19 protein-coding genes and 1 riboswitch are annotated in these 19,946 nt (G+C 45.6%); of the genes, 12 read left to right on the top strand and 7 right to left on the bottom strand.

All coding sequences use genetic code 11. The features are described from left to right. Positions 1–458: 458 nt before the first annotated feature. From COT43_08640 to phoU, 6 genes are read left to right on the top strand one after another with little or no spacing between them, the layout of a single operon-like run. Positions 459–1,676, top strand: coding sequence for a hypothetical protein (locus tag COT43_08640; protein ID PIS27785.1), 1,218 nt, complete (start codon positions 459–461; stop codon positions 1,674–1,676). 17 nt (positions 1,677–1,693) lie between these two features. Beyond that, positions 1,694–2,500, top strand: coding sequence for a phosphate ABC transporter substrate-binding protein (locus tag COT43_08645; GenBank protein ID PIS27786.1), 807 nt, complete (start codon positions 1,694–1,696; stop codon positions 2,498–2,500). Between the two features lie 40 nt (positions 2,501–2,540). Further along, entirely contained in the window at positions 2,541–3,428 is an 888-nt protein-coding gene (gene pstC, locus COT43_08650) for a phosphate ABC transporter permease subunit PstC (protein ID PIS27787.1), read from the top strand. Next, positions 3,425–4,279, top strand: a complete 855-nt coding sequence (gene pstA / locus COT43_08655; protein PIS27788.1) for a phosphate ABC transporter, permease protein PstA — start codon at positions 3,425–3,427, stop codon at positions 4,277–4,279. Before pstC ends, pstA begins: the two co-directional genes overlap by 4 nt. Next, on the top strand, positions 4,266–5,033 hold the full coding sequence (pstB, locus tag COT43_08660; protein ID PIS27789.1) for a phosphate ABC transporter ATP-binding protein: 768 nt from the start codon (positions 4,266–4,268) through the stop codon (positions 5,031–5,033). Before pstA ends, pstB begins: the two co-directional genes overlap by 14 nt. A 43-nt stretch (positions 5,034–5,076) precedes the next feature. After that, a complete protein-coding gene (gene phoU / locus COT43_08665) occupies positions 5,077–5,730 on the top strand; it encodes a phosphate transport system regulatory protein PhoU (protein ID PIS27790.1) in 654 nt (217 codons plus the stop codon). A 110-nt stretch (positions 5,731–5,840) separates the two neighbouring features. On the opposite strand, the gene COT43_08670 is transcribed toward phoU, so the two are convergent. The 7 genes from COT43_08670 to COT43_08700 all read right to left on the bottom strand — a co-directional run bounded on the left by COT43_08670 (position 5,841) and on the right by COT43_08700 (position 12,874). Continuing rightward, a complete protein-coding gene (locus COT43_08670) occupies positions 5,841–6,620 on the bottom strand; it encodes a hypothetical protein (protein ID PIS27791.1) in 780 nt (259 codons plus the stop codon). Further along, entirely contained in the window at positions 6,617–7,717 is a 1,101-nt protein-coding gene (locus tag COT43_08675) for an endonuclease (GenBank protein ID PIS27792.1), read from the bottom strand. The genes COT43_08670 and COT43_08675 overlap by 4 nt, the downstream gene beginning before the upstream one ends. Before the next feature lie 309 nt (positions 7,718–8,026). Continuing rightward, positions 8,027–8,992 carry a hypothetical protein gene (locus tag COT43_08680; GenBank protein PIS27793.1) on the bottom strand — a complete coding sequence of 322 codons (966 nt, stop codon included), beginning with the start codon at positions 8,990–8,992 and terminating at the stop codon, positions 8,027–8,029. 15 nt (positions 8,993–9,007) lie between these two features. Beyond that, positions 9,008–10,018: a sugar isomerase gene (locus tag COT43_08685; protein ID PIS27794.1), complete on the bottom strand. Its 1,011-nt coding sequence runs from the start codon at positions 10,016–10,018 to the stop codon at positions 9,008–9,010. 22 nt (positions 10,019–10,040) lie between these two features. After that, positions 10,041–11,240 (bottom strand): phosphofructokinase, encoded by a 1,200-nt coding sequence (locus COT43_08690; GenBank protein ID PIS27795.1) that lies wholly within the window; start codon positions 11,238–11,240, stop codon positions 10,041–10,043. Positions 11,241–11,255: 15 nt separating this feature from the next. After that, positions 11,256–12,038: a hypothetical protein gene (locus COT43_08695; protein PIS27796.1), complete on the bottom strand. Its 783-nt coding sequence runs from the start codon at positions 12,036–12,038 to the stop codon at positions 11,256–11,258. A gap of 35 nt (positions 12,039–12,073) precedes the next feature. Beyond that, the gene (locus COT43_08700) at positions 12,074–12,874 is read right to left on the bottom strand and encodes a GlcNAc-PI de-N-acetylase (protein PIS27797.1); all 801 of its coding nucleotides are present in this window, start codon (positions 12,872–12,874) and stop codon (positions 12,074–12,076) included. A gap of 242 nt (positions 12,875–13,116) precedes the next feature. Further along, positions 13,117–13,241: riboswitch (FMN riboswitch) on the top strand. 33 nt (positions 13,242–13,274) lie between these two features. Between COT43_08700 and ribD the strand changes: the two genes are divergently transcribed. The 6 genes from ribD to COT43_08730 all read left to right on the top strand — a co-directional run bounded on the left by ribD (position 13,275) and on the right by COT43_08730 (position 19,662). Further along, complete coding sequence (gene ribD / locus COT43_08705) at positions 13,275–14,360, top strand: riboflavin biosynthesis protein RibD (protein PIS27798.1); 1,086 nt, start codon at positions 13,275–13,277, stop codon at positions 14,358–14,360. Beyond that, positions 14,360–15,001: a riboflavin synthase gene (locus COT43_08710; GenBank protein PIS27799.1), complete on the top strand. Its 642-nt coding sequence runs from the start codon at positions 14,360–14,362 to the stop codon at positions 14,999–15,001. Before ribD ends, COT43_08710 begins: the two co-directional genes overlap by 1 nt. A gap of 87 nt (positions 15,002–15,088) precedes the next feature. After that, complete coding sequence (locus COT43_08715) at positions 15,089–16,303, top strand: bifunctional 3,4-dihydroxy-2-butanone-4-phosphate synthase/GTP cyclohydrolase II (GenBank protein ID PIS27800.1); 1,215 nt, start codon at positions 15,089–15,091, stop codon at positions 16,301–16,303. A gap of 8 nt (positions 16,304–16,311) precedes the next feature. Next, a complete protein-coding gene (locus tag COT43_08720) occupies positions 16,312–16,791 on the top strand; it encodes a 6,7-dimethyl-8-ribityllumazine synthase (GenBank protein ID PIS27801.1) in 480 nt (159 codons plus the stop codon). After that, the gene (locus COT43_08725) at positions 16,788–19,163 is read left to right on the top strand and encodes a hypothetical protein (GenBank protein ID PIS27802.1); all 2,376 of its coding nucleotides are present in this window, start codon (positions 16,788–16,790) and stop codon (positions 19,161–19,163) included. The genes COT43_08720 and COT43_08725 overlap by 4 nt, the downstream gene beginning before the upstream one ends. Continuing rightward, complete coding sequence (locus tag COT43_08730; GenBank protein ID PIS27803.1) at positions 19,126–19,662, top strand: hypothetical protein; 537 nt, start codon at positions 19,126–19,128, stop codon at positions 19,660–19,662. Before COT43_08725 ends, COT43_08730 begins: the two co-directional genes overlap by 38 nt. The last annotated feature ends 284 nt before the right edge of the window (positions 19,663–19,946 follow it).

Consider the following 19,946-nt stretch of genomic DNA (forward strand, 5'->3'; position numbering starts at 1 on the left):
AGCATATTCCTTTCCAGCTATAGGGGGAAGCCTCAGACAGGCAGAACAAGGATTGATCCCGAACAGTATCGGGACTTCGCTACGCTTCGAACTAGTTAGCACGACAAGTTGCTAAAAAATGAAACATTCATCCCGAAACATTGGGACAAAGAAAAATAAAAATATAGGCATCCCTATGAAATCGGGATTAAAAAAACATTTGTGTTTATTAGCGTTTATTAGTGGTTAAATGAAGGTATTTTCAGGTGAAAGATGGTCTCAGAGTAAAGTCCAATCCGCCACAGGTGGACATGCAGAACAAGCGATTCGTGTCCTCAGTGGTTCTCCGTAATCATTATTTCTTGAAATCTTAACCAAAAATTAACGATTTCTTGATTCCTTCTTCATTTTCAATTTGTAGATATTGGCGTGAAAAAGAAGATGTTTAACAAGAAAGAAGAAACTCAAAGGAGGTTCAAGTGAAGAAAAGAGCAATTTGGTTATCGGTCGTTTTGATGCTGGTCGGCATTCTGCCGTCCGGGATCATCGCCGGTGAACTGGATTTGTTGGTGAGTGAATTGGTAGAAAAAGGCGTCATCAGTCCTGGACGCGCAAATGAAATCTTGATCCTGTCCGAAGAAGAGATGCGGACGCAGTTGGCTAAAGCCAAAGTATCGACGCTTCCGAAATGGATCCAGACTTTTAACCTGAAAGGCGATTTCCGTCTTCGGGATCAATGGGAACAGCGTGAAGGCGGAGATGCCAGGAATCGTGCTCGTTATCGGTTCCGTTTGGGCGGAGAAGCGGAAGTAATTTCCGGACTGAATGTCGGATTCGGACTGGCGTCCGGCGGCACCGATCCGCGCTCGACAAATCAAACGTTTGAAAATTCGTTTGAGACGAAAACGATCATGCTGGATTATGCTTATGCCAGATATTCAATCACGAATTGGATGACGCTTACCGGTGGAAAAATAGGCGCTGGTTCTGTATTTTGGACGCCTTCGGATTATCTGTGGGATACTGACATCACCGTCGAAGGCTTAGCCGCGGGATTGAAAAAGAAAAACCTGTTTCTGAAAACGGGTTATTATTTCATCGATGAGATCAAGGACGAAAAGGATCCCGCGATGATTCTCGTTCAGCCGGGAATTCTATTCGCAAAAGAAGGTTCCTATACCGCAACGATTGGAGCGACTTATTATCAGTTCAATCAGATAAAGGATGCGACACTGGATCATGCGAAATGGAGTAACACATATTACAAAGATGCGAGTAACGTCAAGCATCTTTCCGGCGATTACCGGATAGTGTCTGTCGGCGCAGACATGCAAGTGTATAACGTGCTTTTGCCGGCGATCGGGTTGTTTTGCGAATATAACCGAAATATAGCCGCCGACAGTTTGCAGAATGGATTTGCATTCGGATTCTTCGGAGGAAACGACAAGATCAAGGATAAGAATCAGTGGCAGATCAAATATTCGTATCGTAAACTGGAAAAAGATTCATGGCTGGATATTTTCCCCGACTCTGACGCATACGGCGGTATGACGGGAATAGGCGGGAGCGAGATCGTTTTTCAGTACGGACTCATGAAAAATGTCATTCTTGGCGTTGATTATTACCGGATCGAGAATCTTTCGGGAACTCGTGTTCCGGAACAAATAGTTCAAGTTGATTTCCAATTTAAATTCTAATTTATGGAAGGTGTAAAATGAAAAAGATATTATCTACAGTACTAATCGTTATGACAATGACACTGGCAGGATTTGCCGGTGAAAAGATTCGTCTCACAGGTTCGACAACGGTTCTGCCAGTTGCTCAACTGACGGCCGAAGAGTTTATGAATGTCAATCCGGATGTGACACTGTCCGTTCAGGGTGGCGGTTCCGGTGTCGGAATTGCCTCTTTGAATGACGGAGCCTGCGACATCGCGAATGCGTCGCGTTCGATGAAGGATTCCGAAATAAAAAATGCCATTAGTCGTGGCATTCATCCAACGGCGCATGTGGTTGCGATGGACGGAATCGCCGTCGTTCTTCATCCGTCGAATCCTGTTCAGAATCTGACCAAAGACCAAATTCGGAAGATTTATACAGGTAAAATAACAAACTGGAAACAGGTTGGCGGAGCAGACAAAAAGATCGTCGTGCTTTCCCGCGATACGTCAAGCGGCACCTATGAAGCGTTTGCAAAACTGGCGCTGAATGACGAGAAAGTCCGGAAGGATGCGTTGTTGAATGCGTCGAATAAGGCAGTTGAAACAGCCGTCGAAACGACACCCGGCGCCATCGGTTATATTGGTTTTGGCTACATCACAAAGCGCGTCAAACTAATTACAGTCGATGGAATAACCTGTTCTAAGGTGACAATCCTATCGAAAGAGTATCCATTTTCTCGCCCACTGTTCATGTACACGAACGGAAAACCGAAAGGGTGGATTAAAAAATACATCGATTTCATTCTCAGTAAAGAAGGACAGGCATTAGTAGAAACAGCCGGGTATGTCGGTTTAAAATAGCTTGTAATCAAAAATGAGATATGCAGGATCGACAGAAGCGATGAGAAGTAAAATTTCCGAAAAAGCGTTCAAATACGGCTTCATGGGAATGGCATTTTCATCGCTTCTGTTTTTACTGGGAATTATCATCATCCTATTCTCAGAGGGACTGCCGGTTTTCAACACAGTCAACCTAATGCGATTCATTGGCGGAACGTCTTGGTATCCAACGTCCGAACCACCGGAATTCGGTATCCTGCCGCTGATTCTCGGGACGCTTTGGGTAACACTCGGCGCTATGCTGATCTGCATTCCGATCGGTTTAGGAAGCGCATTGTATCTTCATGAAATCGCGGGAAGACGACAAAAAGCGGTCCTCAAACCGCTCATCGAACTATTGGCAAGCATTCCTTCGATTGTTTATGGTTTCTTTGGAATGATCATCGTTGCACCCTATCTGCAAAGAACGTTCGATCTCTCGACCGGACTTTGTGCATTCACGGCAAGCCTGATTCTTGGGATCATGGCAGTTCCGACGGTTTGCAGTCTCGCGGAAGACGCGTTGAATTACGTTCCCAAAAGCTTCCGCGAAGCCGCGTACGCTGTCGGTGCAAATCGCTGGCAAACCCTGACACAAATCATACTACCTGCCGCCGGTTCCGGAATCTCGACGGCGATTATTCTCGGCATGAGCCGCGTTGTTGGAGAGACAATGACCGTTTTGATGGTAGCAGGCGGCGCGGCAATGATTCCTCAGTCGGTATTCGATCCGGTTCGTCCGATGACTTCGACAATCGCCGCGGAAATGGGCGAAGCGGCAATGGGAAGCCCGCATTATCACGCGCTCTTCGCCATCGGGCTGATACTGTTTCTGATCACATTCGTTTTTAACATCATTGCGGAAATCATTAGTCGTCGCTATCGGCTAAAACTGGGGCTGGGTCGATGAAACGGAGCAACGTAACGCAATATTTCGGATTCGGATTTCTGTACCTCGCGATGCTGTTGGCGTTGATCTCTCTTGGAATGATTTTTTATTTCATATCGATCAATGGATTAAAAGTATTGAGTTGGGAATTTCTCACGCAGGTTCCACGCCATGCAATGACGCAAGGCGGAATTGCACCTGCTCTGGTTGGGACGATCTATCTAACTATCGGGGCTGTTCTTTTTGCGCTTCCAATCGGCATTGCCTGCGCGATCTATCTCTGTGAATACAGTCCGAAAAGTGTGGTCGTTAACGTGATCCGTATGAGCATCAACAATTTAGCGGGCGTTCCCTCAGTGGTGTTTGGACTGTTCGGATTATCGGTTTTTGTGAAGTTTTTCGGATTTGGTATATCGATTCTTTCCGGTAGTTTGACACTTGGCATCATGATTCTGCCAGGAATCATTTCGGCGGCGCAGGAAGCTTTACTTGCCGTACCGCAATCTCTGCGTGAAGCTTCGTTGGCATTGGGCGCGACGCAGTGGCAGACGATTCGGAAAATCGTTTTACCAACGGCTTCGCCGGGAATTATGACCGGAGTGATCTTAAGTATCGGCCGAGCGGCAGGTGAAACCGCGCCAATCATGTTCACGGCGGCAACCTTTTATACTCGTGGCTACCCGAAATCCATTTTTGACGAGGTGATGGCTCTGCCGTATCACATTTACGCCTTGATGACCGAAGGCACGTTTCCTGAACAGCAAACGCTTATCGCTTATGGATGCGCGTTCCTTCTGATGCTGATTGTTCTGATCATTTCCGGTTTTGCCATCTTTTTAAGACAACGACAAAGGAGATATGAATTTGTCTGATCTCATTCGAATGAAAGCTGAGCATGTCGATTTTTATTACGGCGCAAAGCAGACGCTTATAGACGTCAGTATGAACATCTATGAGAACCGGGTAACGTCGATTATCGGACCATCCGGTTGCGGCAAATCGACATTTATCCGCCTGCTGAATCGGATGAACGATCTAATTCCGAACACGCATCTCGAAGGTAAGATTTATCTCGACGATAAAGATATTTATAAACCGGATACTGACATCGTCGAAATCCGGCGGAAAGTGGGAATGGTTTTTCAGAAGCCGAATCCATTCCCGAAATCCATTCGCGAAAACCTGAGTTTTGGGTTGAAAGTGAATGGGATCAAAGACAGGGACATTATTGAGGAGCGAGTTGAGAAATCGCTCACGGAAGCCGTTATATGGAATGAAGTCAAAGACCGGCTTGACGAAAGCGCTCTGAAACTTTCCGGAGGTCAGCAACAGCGGCTCTGTATCGCGCGGTGTTTATCCATTGAACCGGAAGTGATTTTGTTTGACGAACCGTGCGCAAGTCTCGATCCGATTTCCACGAAGCGCATCGAGGAACTGATTGAGAAATTGAAGGAAAAATACACGATCGTCATCGTGACTCACAACATGCAACAAGCGGCGCGCGTGTCGGACAACACGGCGTTCATGTACCTCGGTGAGGTGATCGAATTTGGCTCAACGGAGAAGATTTTTACCGTTCCAGAGAATTCACGTACAGAAGAATATATTTCGGGGAAATTTGGATAGCCTATGAAACGAATTATTGTTATCAAGAAAGGCGGTATTAACCATGCTGTTTGAAAAAATTACCGAACTCAAACGAGACATCATCGAGTTTGGCTCGCATGTTGAGAATATGATCGAACGAAGCATCAGAGGTTTGCAGACAAAAAATGCCGCGATGCTGAAAGAGATCATGGAAAAGGATGAGCAACGCGCCAACGAATTTGACCTTCAGATGGACGAGGAGTGCATCAAAGTGATTGCCCAATTTCAACCACGTGCGAAAGAATTGCGGACGATATTGATGATCCTGAAAATGAGTGGCGACTTCGAGCGACTCGGCGACGGCGCCGTCAACATTTGCAAAAGCGCGCTATTTCTGATTGAGCGTCCCGCCGTCAAACCGTTGGTCGATATTCCGCTCATGGCGCAGGAGGCGAACGGTATGCTCAAGGACGCTATCAATTCATTTATCAATGAAGATGCCGAAACGGCTAAAACAGTCTGCATGCGAGATAATATCGTTGATGATTTACGGGATAAAGTGATTAACGAATTAATGAATTGCATGACAAAAGACCCGTCAACCGTTGAACGCGCTCTGCAATTGATTGATATTTCCCGAAAACTCGAGCGTGTCGCCGATTTATCAACGAATATTTGCGAAGATGTGATTTTCATGGTAAAAGGCAAGTCGATCAAACATCATAGCGAAGTGTAGAGTCAGTGAATACCGTGTTTCTACAACTATTTTAAAGTTACAGTGTGTGTTTCTTTCCGGATGAATCGTAGAAGCCGAAAACTGGTCTTTAACTCATCGATAGGAGGTAGTTATTTCCCCCATGCTCGCTGATAGTCGAAAATCGGCGCGATCAGATGCCACGCTTTTCCAAAAGGATATTCCCCATAAACTAACTTATAACCAAGACTGAACCGATTTCTTCGGCTGTGATATGCGACGAGAATTTTGTGTTCCCATGCGAATCCATCATCTGAGCCGGGAAAAACAAACCAGTCCGCATCTGCCAATATGTCGAATTTGGAGGAAAATTGGTGCCTGACATCCAATCCGAACTTCATCCCGCAACTCGTGTAAAAAGAGTTTAGTCGTGGGTAAACCAGCGGTAAATCAATCGTTGTACGTTCGTCCAATTTTCCCATTTTAAGTCCGACGTCGATGGCGGCTTTCAGTGTGATGAGTTCGGATTGAAATTGCCGAGAAACAAGGACCCCATTCGAGATGCCGATAAGATGTGGAATAGAAAATTCCGGAGAAATAATTCCGCCTGTTCCTTCTCGCGAAATCAAGCGAAGTAACGGTGTCGGATAAATCAATCCGTGTGTTGATGCGAAACGCCAGTTCCCAACGTTCTGGTGAGACAATTTGATGCTTAAATTTGGCATGACGAAAAATGCCAATGCGTGAGTTGAAAATTCGAGATTTTCTGAAAACCCGTATATCAGCGGTTGGAAAATGCCTTTCTCGATTCTGCCGCGTTGGAGTAAAAATGCCGATTCTCTTACCCAAAAAGATTCATCGGCAGTCGCACTTTCACCTAAACCGGCAGACCAAATAAGAAGTAGAAGGGTGATCAATTTAATATTTTTCACTTCGGCACCTTCCATTTTGCAGTGACCGGACAGTGATCAGAGAGCGGGATTGCTTCCTGATGCGTCGAATCGGAACCGGCGATAAAATTGACGTTGGAGAAGAGATAGTCTAATGTTCGATTCCAAAAACCATCCGAATGGTTCGTCGTGTGGGTGAAATGGTGAAGTTGATCGGACTGGAACTCGGTAAGCGGAACTGCGCAGAAGAAGTTGTCATACATCGGTTGTAGCCAGGTGATTTCTGGTGTGTAATTACTGCCTTCTTTGTGGAACGGATCATCATTTTTCCCGTGAAAATGTTCATCGGAGCATCCGTCTTCATCACAAAAGTCCGTCGAATCTGAACCGGGAGGAAGAAGGTTAAAATCGCCGCCAAGGATGAATAATCCGCCGTTGTTGGTAATTTTCGTCAGTTCTTCAAGGCATTGTTCGACGTGTTTCTTCTTGGTATCGTCGGTAGAAAACGCTTCTGCGTGGATGCAAGCACCGAAGAAGTTGTTTAGATTGGGAACGGCGATTTTTGCAATCAACATATTTCGGCGCAGATAAAAGTATTTCGTCAGCGCATCCTGATCGCCGCGCAACGCCAATTGAATCCGTTTCACGTCGGTAATATTCCATCTGGATAAAATCGCATTGCCGGTGTTGATTCTTCCTATACCGTCGGAAGGAACATACTGCGCTTGCCACATCGAAGTGTATGCGCCGTAATTGAAGTAAGTGTTGTCTAAAAGCCATTGCATCTGATCGATGTATCCGGTGCGTTTGGAATCGACGTCAATTTCTTCGATGAATAAAATGTCAGGCTGAAGTTCCTCAATTTTATCGGCGATTCCCGCTAATCCGAGAAGTACTTCGTCATCGGACAAAATAACTCGGTCGCCGCAAGAGTCGCCAAACCAATCAAGTCTGCGCGCGCCGAATCGGATGTTCCATGTCATTACTTTAAGTGTATCAGCAGACGTTGGCGGATTGATGGAATGGTGGGTCTTATAGAGAAATCCTTTCTCTTCCGACTCGAATTTCGTGACCAGGTCTTCGCATCCTGCGAGGAACAACAATCCAAATAATCCAAGAATTATCTTCATGCGGTTCATCTCAATTTTTCTCCTTTTTGGTTTTCTCCGTTAATTGTGCGAAGTCGCTTTTGCATCTTAAATCGGGCGATCCTTTGAAATGTTTAAAACCGTTCTCTTCGTGTAAATCCATAGTCATTTATTCTATCGAATATTTTAAAATACTGCTTGGAATGTATGAATTTAAACGGTCAAAAGGCAAGATCGATATAATTTATGGAAACATCTATCGCCCGAAACCGCTGTTTTTTAATAAGAAAACCATCTCAAATTATACTCATGATATTCAAGAGCCGACCGGAGGCGATTTAAATGAAAAAGAATCTGAGTTTATTCGGATAACTTGGCGACTGCGACGGATGCCGATCCGACGATTCCCGCGTCGTTTTTCAACTTTGCAGGAACGACTATGACTTTCTTTGCCGGAATCGTATAGGCGCGTTTGATGAGTTCGCGGCGAGCCGGTTCCAATATTAAATCACCCGCGTTGGCAATTCCACCACCGATGATAAAGACTTCGGGATTCAAAATGTTCGTCAAACTGGCGAGCGCAATGCCGAGAAATTTACCGGTTTCGGCGAGAACTTCGATAGATAGCTCGTCGCCTGCGCCAGCCGCCATGGCGATCGCTTTTGGCGTGATTTCCCCATTTTCGGCGAACTCTTCGATTCGGGTCGAGATGCCTTTACTTTTGAACATCTTGAAACGTGTGACAATGCCATCACGTCCGATATAACGTTCGAGACAGCCGTAATTGCCGCACGGGCAATATAAGCCGTTTGCGTCAATCGACATGTGTCCAATTTCGCCCGCAGTGAAGGTCGCTCCGCGATATAATTGACTGTCGAGAATAATCCCGCCGCCAACGCCCGTCCCAAGCGTCAGGGCGATAATATCCCGATAACCTTGTCCGGCGCCGTAGAAAAATTCGCCGAGAGCCATTGCGTTCACATCGTTATCAAGGAATGACGGAAGATGGAAACGTTTTCCGATGCCTTCTGCAAAGTAAATGTCGTTCAACTGCGGAACGTTGGTTACGATTTTGAGTTGACCGGTTTTGGGATTCAACAAGCCGGGCGAGCCGATGCCAATGCCTTTGATTTCTGTGGTAGGCACGCGGGATTGTTCGATGACCTTTTCGACGCTGTCGGCGATGTGTTCGACAATCTGGTCGCCGCTTTTTGTTGTATCCGTGACGAATTTATCTTTATGGAGAATCTCCCCTTTGTTATTGATGACGCCGATTTTAATCTCGGTGCCGCCAAAATCGACTCCGACGTAATATTTCACGTTGATTTCTTCCTTTTTTAATTAACCTAAAAATTCGTTTCCGACTTTCCGGGCGCGAACCGGTTTGTCAAGATTGATGCCTTCAGCAATTCCGACTTCGACCAGCAGGTTCCAGCACATCTGAAGTTGCAAATAATTATCAAAACCTTCCAGTGTTGGAATTTTGATCGTCGGGAAAATTGTTTCGCGCGAGGCGATCGCGATGACGTTCATTCCGACGCCCTTGACGAGAACTTCCTGAAATTTCTCTTCTTCTTCTTTGTAGGGATTGACGACGATGACGGTCTCGGACTTGTCCATGACCTCTTCGATACCATGAACCGCGTAAGTACCTTCAAGATAAGCCGATTTCTTGCGTGTGATCTCGTTGGTTTTCAATGTCGCCTCTTCGGCAACTCCGACGTTTCTTCCGGCGAAGTAAATAATTGGCGCGGCGACGATCTTTGCCGTGATCTCCGGCTCAACGGGCAATTCGAGGACTTCAGCAGAAAGATCGGCTAACCGGCTCAAAGTCACTTGATCTAAATCTTTTCCTTGGTAATTCAACAGCATTTTATGATAGAAAAGCGCCTGTTCGATAACACTTTTCGTGGCGGCGACGGCATTTTCCGCGCCACATGACAGAATAAAACCGGCTTCGCTAAGCGATTCAAGCGGCGTATCACGATAGGCCGTCAAGGCAAATTTTGCGGCGGCGGGTTTGGTCTTAAATAGTGAGATAACTTCTTTGGTCTTTCCGGAGTTAGAAGCGCCGAAAAGAACAAAATCTTTCAAGTCAAATTCAGCCGCTTGGCGACTTCCCTGCGTGTAAATAGTCAGTGGAAGATTGGCTTTTTGCGCGATGTTGGTTGCGTTTTTTGCGGGAAAAATTCTTGACGAACCTTCGCCGGTCAAAAACAGTTTTTCACTTTTTTTCAAAGCCTTAATGATAGGATTCATATCTTTTGTCTGGAAATTCCGGATAATTTCGGAAGTTTCGAGCATCTCTTTTATCAGTGCAAAACGGCTATACTTTGTTTTGCGATTGTTCATAAAACTCCTGTTTTGCTTTCAGTTATTTCACGGGATAAAAATTCAATTTGACGTATTTTGGCAGTTCGCCGATCAATGGTTTGATATATTCGTTGAACGATTCGGTCATCATCATGCCGTCTTCGGCGATGAATTCTTTGGGAATCGGCTTGGTCTTGGCGGCGACTTTTTCTAGTTGGATCGTGCCGATTTTAATCTGGTAAGGAGCGTTCGATGTTCGTTCGATGGTCGTCATAAGGCCGGATGTTTTATTGACGGCGAACTTGACCGCTTCCTGACCAAGCATGAATGCTTCTTCGATGTCATTTTCAACGGCGCGGTCGGCTGAACACATGGGAAGCGATTCTGGAACCTGAAATTCTCCTCTGTACCCGTATTTGTTTGTCAACATTCGGTGCAACATCATCGCGGCGGACGCTCCGCCCATCGCTCCGAATTCGACGTTCGAGAAATTGTCTTTAGTTTTGGAAGCCGAAACCGGCGTGCCATCGGCATTGACGATTCCTTCGCCGCAAATGATCGAAACAAAACCAAATTTGCGATATGTTTCTTCGAATTTTGCGAAGAATTTCTCTTCGTCGAACGGAACTTCCGGAAGGAGAATGATATGCGGCGGATCGGATTCGGCAGATTTCACCGCGAAAGCGGAAGCCGCCAACCATCCGGCGTCGCGTCCGATAGTCTGATAAATAACAAACTGATCAACTTTCTGCATGTCGCGCGAGAGAATTCCCGCTTGAAGAACGGAAAGCGCTACGAACCGTGCCGCCGTTGGAAAACCGGGCGTGTGGTCTGTGCCGAACAAATCGTTGTCAACTGTTTTCGGACAACCCATTCCATAAAGTTCATAATCATGTTTGTGGCAATATTTTTCAACCTGATAAACATTGAGCATTGTGTCATTTCCGCCAATTCCGAAGAAATAGCGGACGTTGTGCTTTTTTAGGATTTCGAGAACTTTTGGCATGTCTTTATCGGACAATTTATATCGCGACGAACCAAGCGCGCTGGAAGGCGTGCGTTTCAACCCTTCAATGACTGTTTTGTCTTCTTTGCCGAGATCAACGAAATCTTCGTTCATCAATCCCAGCATGCCCCAGTGACAGCCGTACACGTTTTCAATTGCATTTTCCTTCAAACACTGTGTGATAATTCCCGACAGGCTGGAATTAATGACTGTTGTTGGACCGCCCGCCTGAGCGACCAAAGCGTTGCCTTTCACTCTAACAACCTCCATCTAAATAAACCAAGAAATAAGAGATGAAACGAACCGATGATATTGATCTCCCACTTCGATAAAGTTATTATTGAAATTGATTCGCACCCGACCTTCACCCCAATCGACAAAGCCGCCGACCCAGTGCGGCGCCAGATCGAATGCCAACGCTCCGACTTTTCCTTTTCCGGATTTTCCGATGACCAGAAGTGGAATGTTTTCCGAATCTGTCGCAAGTGACAGAGCCAATTGAAACTCGATTTGGATGCGTTTTCCAATGATAATCGTCTTGGTTTCATCTTTCGGCACAAACCGGTTGAATCCAGAAATGATCGCAGGGTTCTGCCAATCCAACGATTGAACGATTGGATGGTTTTTATCGCCAGGCAGTACAACGATTCCATGAGAGTAATTCTCACGATCGTCGCTTCGGGAAAGTATTACCGGCAGAGCTATTTCAAGCGGGGAATCGGTGTATTCGCCTTTCATGCCCGTAAATGATTCCCATCCGCCGATCATTAGGAGCGAACCGCCCGCATCGATCCATTCACAAATCTCAAACAACTGACTGTTCGTGAAGTTGGCGCGTGGATAATCGCTGAGTATGATTATCTGATAGCGATTCAAATCCAGATTGTATGGAAACGAGGATGTCGATGGAATGTAGTCGAAAGCGTATTTTTGATCAAACAGAATTGAAGAAAGATAAAGCGCCGCACGTTCGAGATCGTCATCACCGCAGTAGAGAATGCGGCTTTTCGTTTCCGGGTTTTGAATCTGCTTGATCGTACTGACATCGTTCATCGGAATGTCTCCCTTGAAAAGTCGATAATTGCCGATCAGAAATCGGCGGTGTGATTTTCGGGATGATAGAAAGCCATATCGACGGATTTGAAAAATTCGACCGGTCCGCCATTCTTAAGATTTTCAACGAGCGAAGCAATTTGTTCCTGTGACTTATAAGCAAGCATGCCTTCGAGTTTTTTCTGAAAAATGAGATCGTCAGCAAGGACTTTGATCGTCGGAGGCGTTGCGAAATCGCAATAAACGGAAAATTCATACGCCCATGGGACATTTTTTAATGCTGGGCCCAGTTCTGGCCAAATGTTGCCGCCGGCATGGAAAAGTGAGATGAGCACTTCCTGATAGACAATTTTATGATCGGGATGTAAATCTGCGCCGGTTGGTAGAAAGACGCGCGATGGGCTGACTTTTCGTAAAAAATAGGTAAATGCGTTTTGCAGACCGGTATAGCCTTTTATTTCTGGATCACCGAGTTTGGCTTTTCGGCGACCGATATACGAATTTGTGTCGCAGTCGGGGATATTTGCAAAGAAGATATTTTCTTCAGGAAGGCCTAAAATTCGGAAAGATTCCAGCGTCTCATTTTTGCGAATTTCGCTGATCGTATGCTCCTGTTCGGCTTTGCAATAACCCATCCGACCGTCCGTTGTAACAAGTGCGAAGACTTCGACGTTATTTCTGAGAGCGGCTTGAAGCAGAAGCCCGGCCCCGAGAATAATATCGTCGTCATGAGGACCGATAAACAGCCATTTTTCGCCGACGCGCCATGTTGAAAATATCTCGTTGAGGTTTTCTGTAATAACCATTCCTCTTTTTGTTCTGCGATAGTACTTCATTGGTTCTCCTAAAAAAAGTTAGACATTTCGTTATGCGATCAGACACTCGAGATCGGGTAGAAAATCCCGGCAATCTGGAAGCGGTTACCATTTCAAAATAGAATTCGCTATGGTTAAAAAACGACGGAAATATAGTCATTTTGACGGTTTTTTTCAAAAGATAAAACCAAAAAAATACCAGAAAACGGCAAATTGCTCCTGCAACATCTTTTGCATATCCAGATTGTATGTATTAATTTACACAACCTCTTCGGGGCAGGGCGTAAGTCCCGACCGGCGGTCAAAGTCCGCGAGTCCTTGAAAATCTGGGACAGAGCCTGTGAAATTCGGGCGCCGACGGTAAGAGTCCGGATGAGAGAAGAGTTTTTTTGAAAAGTCCCGGGAGAATCGGGATTTTTTTATGATGATGCACGAAAAATGGATGAAAAGAGCGCTGGAATTAGCGGAAGGCGGACGCGGATGGACGAGTCCGAATCCTGTCGTCGGCGCGGTTCTGGTTAAAGATGACCAAGTCGTTGGCGAAGGATTTCATCATTTATTTGGAGCGCCGCACGCGGAAATCGAAGCCATTCGTAGCGCCGGTGAAAAAGTCGCGGGTTCGACGCTTTATGTAAGTCTCGAACCGTGTTGTTATTTTGGGAAGACGCTGCCGTGTGTCGAAGCGATTATTCAATCCGGAATCCATGAAGTCTTCGTCGCTACCATTGACCCAAACCCGAAAGTTAATGGCGAAGGGATTCGTGTACTGAGAAATGCTGGAATTCCGGTGACGGTTGGCATTTTAGAGGATCAAGCCAAAGAATGCAATCGCGGCTTCTTTTCCGTGATGCAAAAAAATAAGCCATGGGTCACGTTAAAACTCGGATTGACTACGGACGGTTTTATCGCCGATGTCTCAGGGGAAAGTCAGTGGATTACTTCCGAACCGTCGCGTGTTTTTGCCAAAGAACAACGATTGAAGTATGATGCTGTGATGGTCGGAATGGGAACCGTTTTCAAAGACGATCCATCGTTACTGCCGGGAAATCATACGGGATTTATTCCCTATCGCGTGGTTCTCGATGATGTTCTGAATATGCCATTTCGGATGAAATTAGTGTCGGATGAATATAAAAAGCGAACGGTTTTGGTTGTTTCAACCGATGCAAAAGAAGAGAAGATCAAACAAATGAAAGCGCTTGGCGTTCATGTGATTCAAACGGAACGCAATGAACTTGGCTGGATTAATTTAAACGCGGCTCTAAAAGCGCTGACAGATTTTGGGATCACTTCAATATTCTGTGAAGGCGGAGGACAGGTTGCGGGGTCGTTGATTTCTGAACGGTTGATCGACGAATTGCAAGTGTTCATCGCGCCAAAAATTATCGGAACCGGGATCATGGCTTTTAGCGGATTGCTGAAATCACTCAATGAAGCGATTCAACTCCGATGGAGCGAGCCGGTCAAGATGGGTGATGACATTTTTCTAATAGGAGCGCTCGTCTGATGTTTACCGGCTTAATCGAAGAAATCGGCGAAATTGTCGGAATAATTCCAAATCCCGAGGGAAAAATATTTTCCATCTCTTGTAGAATTACGATGGAAAATCTGAAAATCGGCGACAGCGTTGCCGTTGACGGCGTATGTCTCACGGTTGTCGATTTATCGGAGAATCGGTTTTCGGCGCAGGCGGTTCACGAATCGCTTGAACGTTCGACACTTGGGATTGCTAAAACCGGCAATCGCGTGAATCTGGAACGCGCAATGCCAGCCAATGGAAGATTCGGCGGGCATTTTGTTCAGGGGCACATCGATGGTATTGCGGAAATTATTTCATGGAAATTCCAGAGTGAGTCAGCGGTTCTGACGATTAAAATTCCCGATGAATTTATTCGGTTTATCGCTGAAAAAGGCTCAATTGCCGTTAACGGAATCAGCCTGACGATTGCGAAAAAGGAAGGTTTGATGGTGTCTATCGCATTGATTCCAACGACATTGAAAACGACAAATCTTTCATTGAAAAATGTACGCGATTTTGTCAATATCGAAGTCGATTTAATGGCAAAATATGTCGAAAATTTTCTGCATCAGGGAAAAGACGCGCTCACATCGGAGAAGATCAAAGGATGGGGATTTGGGAGAAATTGAAAATTGGTGATTGAAAATTGTAAATATCAAATTGCAAATATTTGTGATAACTCGGAACCCGAAACACGGAATCACAATTGAAAAGGAATGAGTGAAATGAAATTTAATACAGTCTTGTCTGCGGTTGAAGATATCAAAAATGGGAAGTTTGTGATTGTCGTCGATGATAAAAACCGTGAAAATGAAGGTGATTTTATCATCGCCGCGGAGAAAGTGACACCCGCAGAGGTCAATTTTATGGCTAAATATGCGCGCGGATTAATGTGCGTTGGTTTGACTCAGGAGCGAGCACGGGAACTGGATCTGGGATTGATGGTTCAGGACAACACGGCTCTTCACAATACGCGGTTTACTGTCAGCGTTGACTTGAAAAAGGGAACGTCAACCGGCATCTCAGCATTCGATCGCGCGGCGACGATTCGTGCGATTGTTGATTCTAAAACCAAGCCTGACGATCTTGGCCGTCCTGGACATATTTTTCCTATTATTGCTCGATCAGGCGGCGTGCTTCGCCGTGCCGGACACACAGAAGCATCGGTCGATCTGACAAAACTCGCGGGGCTTCAGCCGGTCAGCGTCATGTGCGAGATCATGGACGAGGACGGTAATATGGCCAGAGGCGGGGCGCTTCATAAATTGGCTAAAAATCATGGCGTGAAGATCATCACCGTCGCGGATATCATTGATTATCGCCTAAAAAATGAAAGGTACGTCGAGCGCGTTTCCGAAGCCGATCTGCCGACCAGTTACGGCAATTTTAAAGTTATCATTTATCTGGATAAAATGACTGAGAAAGAACACGTGGCTTTAGTTGTTGGCGATCTTAGATCAGGCGAACCGGTATTAGTTAGAGTTCACTCGGAATGTCTAACGGGCGACGTTTTTTCATCCTTGCGGTGTGATTGCGGCGACCAACTGCACAAAGCGATGACGATGGTTGCCAAAGAGGGACGCGGTGCAATTTTGTACCTAAGACAGGAGGGACGCGGCATCGGGCTTCGGCACAAAATCGAAGCTTACAAATTGCAGGAAGAAGGAATGGACACCGTCGAGGCAAACGTTAGACTCGGGTTCCTGCCAGATTTGCGGGATTATGGAATGGGCGCGCAGATTCTAACCGATCTCGGTATTAAAAAGATGCGCCTGATGACAAACAATCCGAAAAAAATCGTTGGACTTCAGGGTTACGGACTCGAGGTCGTTGAGCGCGTGCCGATTGAGATTCCGTCGAATTCGATCAATGAAAAATATCTGAAGACCAAACGCGATAAAATGGGACATTTAATCTTAAAAAACAAATAGGTGAGAAAATGGCAAACATTCATGAAGGTTTACTTTCTGCTGAAAAAATGAGCGTGGCGATCGTTGCCAGCCGGTTCAATGATCTAATCACTAAAGAGTTGCTCGAAGGTGCATTAGATTGTTTGAGAAGACATGGCGCAGATGAAAAAAACATACACATTTTCTGGGTTCCCGGCGCATTTGAAATTCCGCGCATTGCCCGAGAAGCCGCTGAGTCAAATAATTTTGACGGCGTCATTTGCCTCGGAGCAGTAATTCGCGGTGCGACGGCGCATTTCGAGATGGTCTCCAATGAAGCAACGAAAGGTATTGCAAAACTTGCTATGGAATCGGACGTTCCGGTTATTTTTGGCGTTTTAACGACTGAAAATATCGAACAGGCGTTGGAACGCGCCGGGACGAAAGCGGGAAATAAAGGCTGGGACGCCGCACTGAATATGATCGAAATGGCAAATCTGATTGGCTCTATCCGCAAAATGAATAAATGATCAGAAATTGTCTGAAAATCCTGACGATCCTGATTCTTCCGGTTTGGCTGGTCGGACAGACCGTCGTTGGTGAATGGGATAGTTACACGTCGTTATTGACCATTCGGGACATTCTTATTCAGAATGATCGGATTTACGGCGCGAGTAGCGGTGGTTTGGTGGTTTTTGATTTAGCTCAAGAGAAATTCGACGTTTATGGTTTGCCTGACGGACTGAGCAAGGTTGATGTTGCCTGCATCGCAAAAGACAATCACGGCAAGATTTGGTTAGGCATGAGTTCTCCGGACGGCGCTATTAATATCTGGAATCCGGAGACAAAAACCGTCGAGAAGATTTTCGATGAAACAATTCTGCGCGAAAAATTGACCTCCGTTTCATCCATCGTCTTTTACGAGGATCAAGCGTTTGTCGCTTATCAGCAAAACGTCGATTGGGGAGTTCTTCACTTTAAACAAAAAGGAGATTCCTATGAGTATAAAGACTTTTACCACAATTTTCCGGTAGAAATTTCGTCGATCAATGCGCTGAATGTCATCAACGATTCACTCTGGGTCTCTACATCTTCCGGATTGATTTACACCGCTTTGAATCATACGGATTTCAAACCCGATACTGTCTGGAAAAAAGTGCCTTTCTATGGTTCTTCTAATGTTACGAATGCCGTCGTTTGCGAAGGGAAAATCGTCGCGGACTATGGCTCGATAATTTACCGTGTTGCCGACCAAACCGTCGTAAACAACACCTTGAACCGAACGATTCGGTCGCTTACCGTCGATTCTAAGGGGCGATTGATTGCCTCGACAAGCGCCGGCGTTTTTCGCTTGAATTCAGATCAATCATGGACGCAGATTTCCTCGGATGAAGTTTTAAAAACGATTGCCGGAGACGGTGAAATTTTATGGGGCGGAACTTTAGCCAAAGGACTCTGGTATTCTGATGCGAATACGGGGAGATATTTCACGCCGAATACTCTATTAGACAATATTTATACAACGCTGTTTGTGGATGATGACGGTCAACTGATTGCCGGGACAAACAACGGCATTAGTTTTCACACCGATAAAGGCTGGTATAACATTCGAAAGGAATATTACGGCGTTAAAATTCACGACCATTTGGAAGACAACTGGAATTATTTCGTCGCCGATACGATTGCTTATACACTTTCTGGAAGAATCTACACATTGCTAAAAAGAAAAAGAGATGGAGATTTTTTTGCATCGTTGTATGGCGCTTATCTCAGCGCGGAACGCGGCGGCGGACTCCTGAGATTCAATCTAAACGACCTTGCGAATTATACGGTTTATGACACGACAAACGGGAAGTTGGCGGCGTCCGAGGGTAGAGGCGGCAACGATAGTTATCTTGGAATTGCATGTCTCGCTTTCGACAAATCCGAGAATCTCTGGATTGCCAACCAGTACGCGCAGAATGACAGCGTTGTTGCAGTTCTGGCTCCCGATGATCAATGGTATCATTTTTCGATCGCTGAGTCGCATAACTATCTTAGCTATCATATTACCGCTATCGAATTCGATTCGGAAGGACGTGTCTGGTTTGGCGCTCTCGTACATTCCAGCGTCGTTGCGCCGTCAGCCGGCGGAATCATCGTCTTGGATTATAACGGAACGCTGGGTGATAAAAGCGACGACAAATGGTACTGGATTTCGACTTCTGACGGATTAGCCAACAATTCTATATTTGAACTGAGATTTGACCATGAGGGAGAATTGTGGATTATGAATGCCGGTGGAATTCAGCGCGCAACCGTCGCATCGAATTTTCCAACGGCTTATTTTTCATGGATCGAACCGGCGGTTTTGACAAGCATTCCCTTTGCTAAAGAGTGTCGTATCCGCGTTGATGGCGTAAATAACAAATGGATCGCGACCGTCGGTAGTGGCGTGAAAGTTTACACGCATGACGGCGTCTGGCTGAACGACGTCGAAGGCTTTACAACTAACAATTCTGGAATTCTTGATAATACGATCCTCGATATTGCTTTTGATTCGCCGAAAGGCTTGGCCTATCTGGCCACGACTAAGGGAATTTCAATTTATAAATCGCCTTATGCGGCTTGTGGAAATAAATATAAAGAGTTGAAAATATTCCCATCGCCATATAAGATTCCCAGCGCCGAGCCAATGGTCATCGACGAACTCCTGCAAAATTCCGAAGTAAAAATCATGACGCTCGACGGGACGGTTGTCCGCAAATTAACGACAAGCAATGGAAATGTTTACGGAGAGCAGGCGTTTTGGGATGGAAGAAATGAGAAAGGGCGTTTGGTTTCCAGCGGCGTCTATCTCTGTCTGGCTTTCACGCCGGACGGAGATGCGACAATCGCCAAATTTGCCGTTATCCGTAAATGAAATGGTTTCATCTATTCGTAAAAAGTTCCTCGTTCTAAGCATCGCGCTAATTTTTACGGCGCCTGCATTCGCTCAAGGGCGGATTTACTTTGACATCAAAACATCGTTAAACGATAAAGCCGATCTGTTGCCGATCGAACTGGCGACGACGATCATCTTGACGCAATCGCGCTGGGCTGGCGCCTTGGAAATCGGCGAGGATTATACGCTTTTTTTAAAGAATTATCAGCGAATCGAACGCAGAGAATCAATGCTGGTATCGCTGGATGTGGAACTTCGGGGAAAATCCGATTTCCGAACGGGGGAAGTATTAAAAGCCAAACGAATCAAAATTAAGATCGAAAATAAAAATCAAACAAATCCGATTCAGGATGTCTATCAGCTGATCCGAAACGGACTCCGAAAAACCGATGTGCGATTTAAATCCGAGACGCTTTCAATTGCAAAAGCTATTGAAATCGCCGCATGGCAGATGGTGATGAATCTGCAGGGGAAATAAGTGCAGAAGGTGGGAGGATTTGTTATTGGTCATTAAGGCACTTTTTCAGCATTTTATCGATGGAAGAGGGAAAATGTTTAGACCGGGATTTTTGGGATTAAAGGATGGACAGGATTGAGATTGTGAACAAGTTGGGAGTTTGTTTCTTTAATCGTGGTAATCCCGGAATCCGATGAATCATGGTGCTGACAATGGAGATAAAACAGTCAGAATCACTGATTAAACGGAAAATGTCTGAATCGCTGATTAAGCAGATTACGCTGATTGCACTGATTATAGAAAAC

This window comes from Candidatus Marinimicrobia bacterium CG08_land_8_20_14_0_20_45_22, from assembly GCA_002774355.1.
In the GTDB taxonomy this organism is placed as follows: Bacteria; Fidelibacterota; UBA2242; order UBA2242; family UBA2242; genus 0-14-0-20-45-22.